A 7,250-nucleotide genomic window follows, 5' to 3' on the forward strand; every position below is an offset into this window, starting at 1 on the left:
TGCGGCTGCCCAGGCCAAGGAAGGACTGCCGGTGACGGCGGACAAGAACTGGGTGATCGTCAAGCCGGAAGACATCCAGTAGGCGCTGGCGGAGCCTGCGATCTTTTGATCTTTCGCTTGGAATTCAAGCGATACGGAAAAGATCGCAGCCTGCGGCAGCTCCTACAGGGACTCTTACAAGCCGTCCAGCATCGCCTTGTTGCGCACTGCGCCCTTGTCGGCGCTGGTGGCCAGCAAGGCGTAAGCCTTCAGGGCCGTGGTGACTTTACGCGGACGCACTTCCACCGGTTTCCAGCCTTTCTTGTCCTGCTCGATGCGGCGTTCGGCCAGTTCTTCGTCGCTGATCAGCAGGTTGATCGAGCGATTTGGAATGTCGATCAGGACCTTGTCGCCATCGCGCACCAGGCCGATGGCACCGCCAGCCGCCGCTTCTGGCGAGGCGTGGCCGATGGACAAGCCTGAAGTGCCGCCGGAGAAACGACCGTCGGTCAGCAGGGCGCAGGCTTTGCCCAGTCCCTTGGACTTCAGGTAGGAAGTTGGGTAGAGCATTTCCTGCATGCCCGGGCCGCCCTTCGGTCCTTCATAACGAATGATCACGATATCGCCGGCCTTCACTTCGTCGGCGAGGATGCCGCGCACGGCGCTGTCCTGGCTTTCGAAGATCTTGGCGTTGCCTTCGAACACATGGATCGACTCGTCGACGCCAGCGGTCTTCACCACGCAGCCATCCAGGGCGATATTTCCGTACAGCACGGCCAGGCCGCCTTCCTTGGAGTAAGCGTGCTCGACGCTGCGGATGCAGCCGTTTTCACGGTCGTCGTCAAGGGTTTCCCAGCGGGTCGACTGGCTGAACGCGGTTTGCGTCGGAATGCCGGCCGGGCCGGCCTTGAAGAAGTGGTGCACGGCTTCGTCGGTGGTCTGGGTGATGTCCCACTTGGCGATGGCCTCGGCCATGGTCTTGCTGTGCACGGTCGGCAGGTCGGTGTGCAACAGGCCGCCACGGGCCAGGGAACCGAGGATACTGAAGATCCCGCCGGCGCGGTGCACGTCTTCCATGTGGTACTTCTGGATGTTCGGCGCGACCTTGCACAATTGTGGTACGTGACGGGACAGACGGTCGATGTCACGCAGGTCGAAATCGATCTCGGCTTCCTGGGCAGCGGCCAGCAAGTGCAGGATCGTGTTGGTGGAACCGCCCATGGCGATGTCCAGGGTCATGGCGTTTTCGAACGCCTTGAAATTGGCGATGTTGCGTGGCAACACCGATTCATCGTTCTCGCCGTAGTAGCGCTTGCACAGCTCGACGATGGTCCGGCCAGCCTGCAGGAACAATTGTTCGCGATCGCTGTGGGTGGCGAGGGTCGAGCCGTTGCCCGGCAACGCCAGGCCCAGGGCTTCGGTCAGGCAGTTCATCGAGTTTGCGGTGAACATGCCGGAGCACGAACCGCAGGTCGGGCAGGCGCTGCGCTCGTACTCGGCGACCTTCTCGTCGGAGGCGCTGGAGTCGGCGGCGATCACCATGGCGTCCACCAGGTCGAGGCCATGGCTGGCGAGCTTGGTCTTGCCGGCTTCCATCGGGCCGCCGGAAACGAAGATCACCGGAATGTTCAGGCGCAGGGCGGCCATGAGCATGCCGGGGGTGATCTTGTCGCAGTTGGAAATGCACACGATGGCGTCGGCGCAGTGGGCGTTGACCATGTATTCGACGGAGTCGGCGATGATCTCGCGGCTCGGCAGCGAATAGAGCATGCCGTCGTGGCCCATGGCGATGCCGTCGTCCACGGCGATGGTATTGAATTCCTTGGCAACGCCGCCGACGCGCTCGATTTCACGGGCAACCAGTTGGCCGAGGTCCTTGAGGTGGACGTGGCCCGGTACGAACTGGGTGAAGGAGTTGGCAATGGCGATGATCGGCTTCTTGAAGTCGTCATCCTTCATCCCCGTGGCGCGCCACAAGGCACGGGCGCCGGCCATGTTGCGGCCATGGGTGGATGTTTTCGAGCGGTAATCAGGCATGGAGCACTCCGGGCGGCTAATCAAAGTATCAAAGGGGAAGTGAGCTTCTGTTGACCTCTGGAACACTCGGGATTGGCGGTGTGTCCGGAAGTGGCCGATGACTTTGCAGGATCGCTGCGCGCCTCGGCATGAGCTCATAAACCCGCCGGGGATGAATGGCGATGAATGCCACGATTCTACACCGCTGGCGCCAGGATGAAATGATGCAAAGCGCTGAACCGGCCCCAATGTCGCGCTTGGGATGACGACTGGCAGCGTTCAGCCAGGCAACAGCCCCCTGTGGCGGCGCTGCACCAGTTGATTGATCGTTATCCCCAGGAGGCTGAGTGTTATCAGGCACAGCGCCAAGGTGAGTTGCAGATCCAGTGAGGCGAGGCTGATCGCGGCGCTGGTCGAACCTCCGATGACGAAGATCAGCACGCTGCCGGCGGAAGCTGAGGTCCCTGCCTGCTCCGGGAATATATTCATCGCCCGGGTGTGGGCTGCCGCGCGGGCAATGGTCGTTCCGGCGGTGCAGACGACCATGGGCAGCAGTACGGAGGTAATCGACAGGTCAATGGTGCTGAACAATCCCAGCATCAACAAGCCCGCCGCGAGGATCAGGCACAGGCCCGTGATGATTTGCGTGTGCGAGTCGATGCGGTTGCTCAACACGGTCGCGAACGCGCCGCCGCCAATATAGGCCAGTCCATAACCCAGCAACGCCAAGGAAAAAGCCTGTGGTGAAAGTTGCAACTGATCAATGAAAACCAGCGGCGAAATGACGATAAAGGAAAAGTGGCAGGAAAACGCCAGCGCGGAAATCAGCCAGTACGCCATGAAGCTGAAGTCCGAGCAGACGTTGCGGTAAGACGCAATGAAACCCAGGCGTTTGGTCTGCCAGCCATGCCCGGCGCCTTGCAACAGGCAGCACGCGGCGACAAACGCACCCACTGCCAGGGCAATGAATGCCAGGAAGCTGCCCTGCCAGCCCATCCAGCCTTGCAGTCCTGTTCCGGCCAGGGGCGAAACCGAAATGAAAATGCCGCCGCAGGTGACCAGGAAAATGCGCAGCCGTTGCTGTTCCTGTCCGCTGAACAAGTCCTGGATCAAGGCCTGGGACAGCACAAAGCAACCGCATCCCAGTGCCTGGATGATTCGGAAAACCAGGAACAGCCAGAACTCGTTGGCCAATACGCAGCCTGCGGCACCGAAGCCCGAGATCACAATGCCGCTCAGTAACAGTCTTTTCCGGCCCATGGCGTCGGAGAGCGGGCCGACCAGTAGCTGCGAGAGCGCGATGCCCACCGCAAACAGGCTGACGGACAGGGCGATATCGGATAACGGATTGCCGAAGTGACTGGACAGCGCCGGAAACGAGGGCAGTACGACATCGATAGGGAATACGCCGAGCAAGGTCAGCATCAGCAATAGGCCAACAACGGCTGGCTTGCGGGGTTGCGCTACTGTCCGGGGATCAGTCATCGATGAAGCCCGCTTGGGTGAACAACTGTCGAGGGTGATCCTGGTTGAAGAACCCCGCCCTTTTCATGGCTGCGAATGTCGACACCGCCCCCGACCGGACCCCTGCGGCATGGGCGGCTGGCTGCACAATGCCAGCAACGATCTGCCGGGATGCCGGCTCGTCGAAGCCTACGCTGGCGAGGCTGCCCATCAGCCAGGGCATGTCCGGCTCAAAATAGCGGCCGATGATATCCAGGAGCATGCCTGCGGCCAGGTGGCGTTGTGCCGTGTCGAGGAGCGACCATAGGTAGTGGAACACCTCGCTGAAATAGCGGCTGTGGCGCGCCTCGTCTTCGAGGTGATCCCTGAGCATCCGGTAAATCGTCGACACCAGCGTTTCCCGGGCAACGGCGAGCAGCTCCCTGGCGATGATGGTTTCCGAGACGAACCCCAGCAGGAACCACGCGAGGGGGCGATCCGCCGGGGACGTTGCGTCGATTACGCCCAGCAACCGGCCGATTCGCCTGGCGCGCGGCCGATCCTCAATGCCATGGTAGGTGGCGGTCTGCTCTGCCAGCTCATTGGAGAAGAGCGCGTGATAGCCCTCATCGGTGTAGAGCTGCAGGGCTGCGGTTTTCATCTGCTTGGGGATAGGCACGGCAAACTCGCCGTGGATCAGGATTTCGACGGAACGGTTGACGACCCGGTGCTCGAGCAACGTCGTGTAGTCGAGGAAATAGACCAGGTGATTGGCCGCCAGGCGCTGGGTAACGGAGCGTCCCGCTCGTGCAACCAAGGGATGCTGGGTATAGGGAATGAAAGCCGGGGGAAACCAGTCTCGGCTCGCCAGTTGCTGCTCCAGATCGTCGGGCAGTCGGTAATGGTTTTTGCCGGTGCGAACGGTGGCCTTGTTGTCCCAGTCGCCCAGGGTGTAACGAGGCGTGCGCGCTAGAGGAGCGTCGGTCATGGCTGCCTGTCCTGGCGTTCGGCCAAGGCCATCAGTTCGCGGCAATGAACCTGCCCGTCGCCATGGCCACAGCCGACGAAGAACAGCGGCTGTTCGGGGGAGCCTTCAAGGTCGAGCAGGTGTTCTACCTGACGGTCGGACAAGGCCCCCGTCAGCCAGGTATCCAGGCCCAACGCAGTTGCAACCATCAGGAAACTCTGTGAAACATGGCCCGTCTCGACGAAAGCCATTCGATAGGCGCGCGAATGCTCGTATTTCCACCAGAGCCGGTCGAATCGCGAGGTGATGAATAGCCCGAATGGCAATGAATTGATGAAGTGTTGCCCGCACAACAAGTGACCTAATGGTTCGTCCGGCAGCGGTCGAATCAGGCTCAGTGCATGTTCGCCTGGGTGATAGGCATAGATACCGGCTTCCAGCCCGGTGACACTGCGCACGTAGAGATAGCCTTCACAAGCATTCATGCCGCCACCCGAAGGGCTGCTGCGTCGTGCGCGGAGCGCTTCGCAAGAGATGGATCGTTCTTTCAGGTAGCCCAGGGTCAGGTAAAGAAGGGTGCTGACCTGGTCGATGGAAACGGAACGTCCGTCGAATGAGCGGGAGGTACTCCGGCTGATGAGGGTCCGGGCCAGCGAAAGATCCTGCAACTCGACGAGTGACGGATGCCCAAGGGTAATCCGATCCATTGGGCACGGCCTTGCCGCGGCAGGTGCCGGAGACGCGAGGACTTCGTTGCAGTGTTGCAAGTAGAGCGCTGCCCACTCGTTGACGTCTTGAGGGGCGTCTTCGCACGGAATGTTTTTTGTTCCGATATGAAATATCTTCGACAACTCGTCCCATTTCCAATCAATGTGACGTTCAGGTCCTGTAATCAATATGTCGACGTTGGCGAACTTTATATCGATAGCGTTGGCATCATCGAACTGCGATGGGTCATTTATAAGTTGCGCCAGGCGTAAGGCGTGAGTGACATCAAGTTTATATTGAGTGTGTTGCTCATAGTTCCATATGACTTGGTGAGGCGGGCGCGCCAATATGAAGATGCAGGGGTTTATATGCATGGCCTGTTTCCGCTGGGACGAGATTGAGAAAAAGCGGCCGGGACGCTTGTGCTTCCCGGCCCTTTCATCTTATTTAGCGGAGGTTGGAATGATCAGGCCTGCCAGGTTGGCAATTTTCTTGGATTCCAGATTGATAGCTTGCATCGTGCGGCTCCTTGCTGAGTAAGTTTCATTTTGTAGTGTTGGCTGTCACTTCCGATGTGACGACTCAATAATAGTTTGTAATGAATGCTTGGCAAGCGCGTGTCGAGTAGGAAAGCTCTCGTAATAATGTGGGATGGTTCTTAGGACCTGCGCCATCGGTGGTTATTACTTCACGGTTGGGTAAATTTATTACACGCAAAAAACTCGCAGCCAAGGCTGCGAGTCGGATATCGATCGAAAAGTAAGTACGAGGCGGCGTTCAGTACCGCCCCGCAAGGGCTCAGCTGTTAGGCAACAACCGGCAGGTGATGCTCTTGATATAGCGCGTTTCGGCAATGGCCGGATGCACGGGGTGATCAGGGCCCTGGCCGCCACGCTCCAGCAATTGAATGTTACGGTCCAGGTGCCGGGCGCTGGTCAGCAGGATGTTCTGCAGATCGTCTTCGGGCAGGTGCATCGAGCACGAAGCGCTGACCAGGATGCCGTCCTTGGTGAGCAGGCGCATGGCTTGCTCGTTCAGGCGGCGGTAGGCGCCTTCGCCGTTCTTCATGTCTTTCTTGCGTTTGATGAACGCCGGCGGGTCGGCCACGATCACGTCGAAGCGTTCTTCGCTGGCTTTCAGTTCCTTGAGGGCCTCGAACACGTCGCCTTCGATGCAGGTCATTTTTTCGGCGAAGCCATTCAGTGCGGCGTTGCGCTCGACACCGTCGAGGGCGAAGGCCGAAGCATCGACGCAAAATACTTCACTGGCGCCGAACGCGGCGGCCTGCACGCCCCAGCCGCCGATGTAGCTGTACAGGTCCAGTACGCGTTTGCCTTTGACGTACGGCGCCAGGCGTGCGCGGTTCATACGGTGGTCGTAGAACCAGCCGGTTTTCTGGCCTTGGATGACTGGCGCTTCGAATTTTACGCCGTTCTCTTCCAGGGCAACCCACTCCGGCACCAGGCCGAACACGGTCTCGACGTAGCGTTCCAGGCCTTCGGCGTCACGGGCTGCGGAGTCGTTCTTGAACAGGATGCCGCTGGGCTTGAGCACTTGGGTCAGCGCGGCGATCACGTCGTCTTTATGGGCTTCCATGGTGGCGGAGGCGATCTGCACCACCAGGATATCGCCGAAGCGGTCGACCACCAGGCCCGGCAGAAGATCGGAGTCACCGTAGACCAGGCGATAGAAAGGCTTGTCGAACAGCCGCTCGCGCAACGACAACGCCACATTGAGGCGATGCACCAGCAGGGACTTGTCCAGTGGCAGCTTCGCATCGCGGGACAGCAGGCGCGCGCAGATCAGGTTGTTGGGGCTCATCGCGACGATGCCCAGCGGCTTGCCACCCGCGGCCTCGAGGATTGCCTGGTCGCCGGCCTTGAAGCCGTGCAGCGGGGTGGCGGCTACATCGATTTCGTTACTGTAGACCCACAAGTGGCCGGCGCGCAGGCGACGGTCGGCATTGGCTTTGAGGCGCAGGCTAGGCAGGGACATGACGTCGCTCCGGAAAAAAGAGCGGGAGTATACCGTGTTGCAACCGTTACGGGGCTTGCCGTGGACATGCGGCGAGGGAGCATACGCTCGCTTGGCCGCAGACACTGTATAGGCGCTGCGACCTGCATAGGAGCTGCGTAGG

6 protein-coding genes are annotated in these 7,250 nt (G+C 60.1%); 1 reads left to right on the forward strand and 5 read right to left on the reverse strand.

Annotated features, from left to right (window positions below; translation table 11 throughout):
* Positions 1–82: hypothetical protein (locus OC610_RS17455; protein WP_264429373.1), on the forward strand; the 82-nt coding region annotated here is incomplete at its 5' end.
* Between the two features lie 92 nt (positions 83–174).
* Here OC610_RS17455 and ilvD read toward each other — a convergent pair.
* The 5 genes from ilvD to OC610_RS17480 form a co-directional block, all read right to left on the reverse strand.
* Complete coding sequence (gene ilvD, locus OC610_RS17460; RefSeq protein WP_258648467.1) at positions 175–2,016, reverse strand: dihydroxy-acid dehydratase; 1,842 nt, start codon at positions 2,014–2,016, stop codon at positions 175–177.
* Between the two features lie 258 nt (positions 2,017–2,274).
* Entirely contained in the window at positions 2,275–3,480 is a 1,206-nt protein-coding gene (locus OC610_RS17465) for an MFS transporter (RefSeq protein WP_264429366.1), read from the reverse strand.
* Positions 3,473–4,426, reverse strand: coding sequence for a diiron oxygenase (locus OC610_RS17470; protein WP_264429368.1), 954 nt, complete (start codon positions 4,424–4,426; stop codon positions 3,473–3,475). Before OC610_RS17470 ends, OC610_RS17465 begins: the two co-directional genes overlap by 8 nt.
* The gene (locus OC610_RS17475) at positions 4,423–5,487 is read right to left on the reverse strand and encodes a SagB/ThcOx family dehydrogenase (protein ID WP_264429371.1); all 1,065 of its coding nucleotides are present in this window, start codon (positions 5,485–5,487) and stop codon (positions 4,423–4,425) included. Before OC610_RS17475 ends, OC610_RS17470 begins: the two co-directional genes overlap by 4 nt.
* Positions 5,488–5,911: 424 nt before the next feature.
* Positions 5,912–7,108, reverse strand: coding sequence for a class I SAM-dependent rRNA methyltransferase (locus tag OC610_RS17480; protein ID WP_181288162.1), 1,197 nt, complete (start codon positions 7,106–7,108; stop codon positions 5,912–5,914).
* Positions 7,109–7,250: the final 142 nt, after the last annotated feature.

Source organism: Pseudomonas agronomica, from assembly GCF_025917275.1.
Taxonomy (GTDB): domain Bacteria; phylum Pseudomonadota; class Gammaproteobacteria; order Pseudomonadales; family Pseudomonadaceae; genus Aquipseudomonas; species Aquipseudomonas agronomica.

Coding starts and splice junctions, on each gene's coding strand:
- ilvD (WP_258648467.1), bottom strand. CDS start 2,016: ATGCCTGATTACCGCTCGAAAACATCCACCCATGGCCGCAACATGGCC.
- OC610_RS17465 (WP_264429366.1), bottom strand. CDS start 3,480: ATGACTGATCCCCGGACAGTAGCGCAACCCCGCAAGCCAGCCGTTGTT.
- OC610_RS17470 (WP_264429368.1), bottom strand. CDS start 4,426: ATGACCGACGCTCCTCTAGCGCGCACGCCTCGTTACACCCTGGGCGAC.
- OC610_RS17475 (WP_264429371.1), bottom strand. CDS start 5,487: ATGCATATAAACCCCTGCATCTTCATATTGGCGCGCCCGCCTCACCAA.
- OC610_RS17480 (WP_181288162.1), bottom strand. CDS start 7,108: ATGTCCCTGCCTAGCCTGCGCCTCAAAGCCAATGCCGACCGTCGCCTG.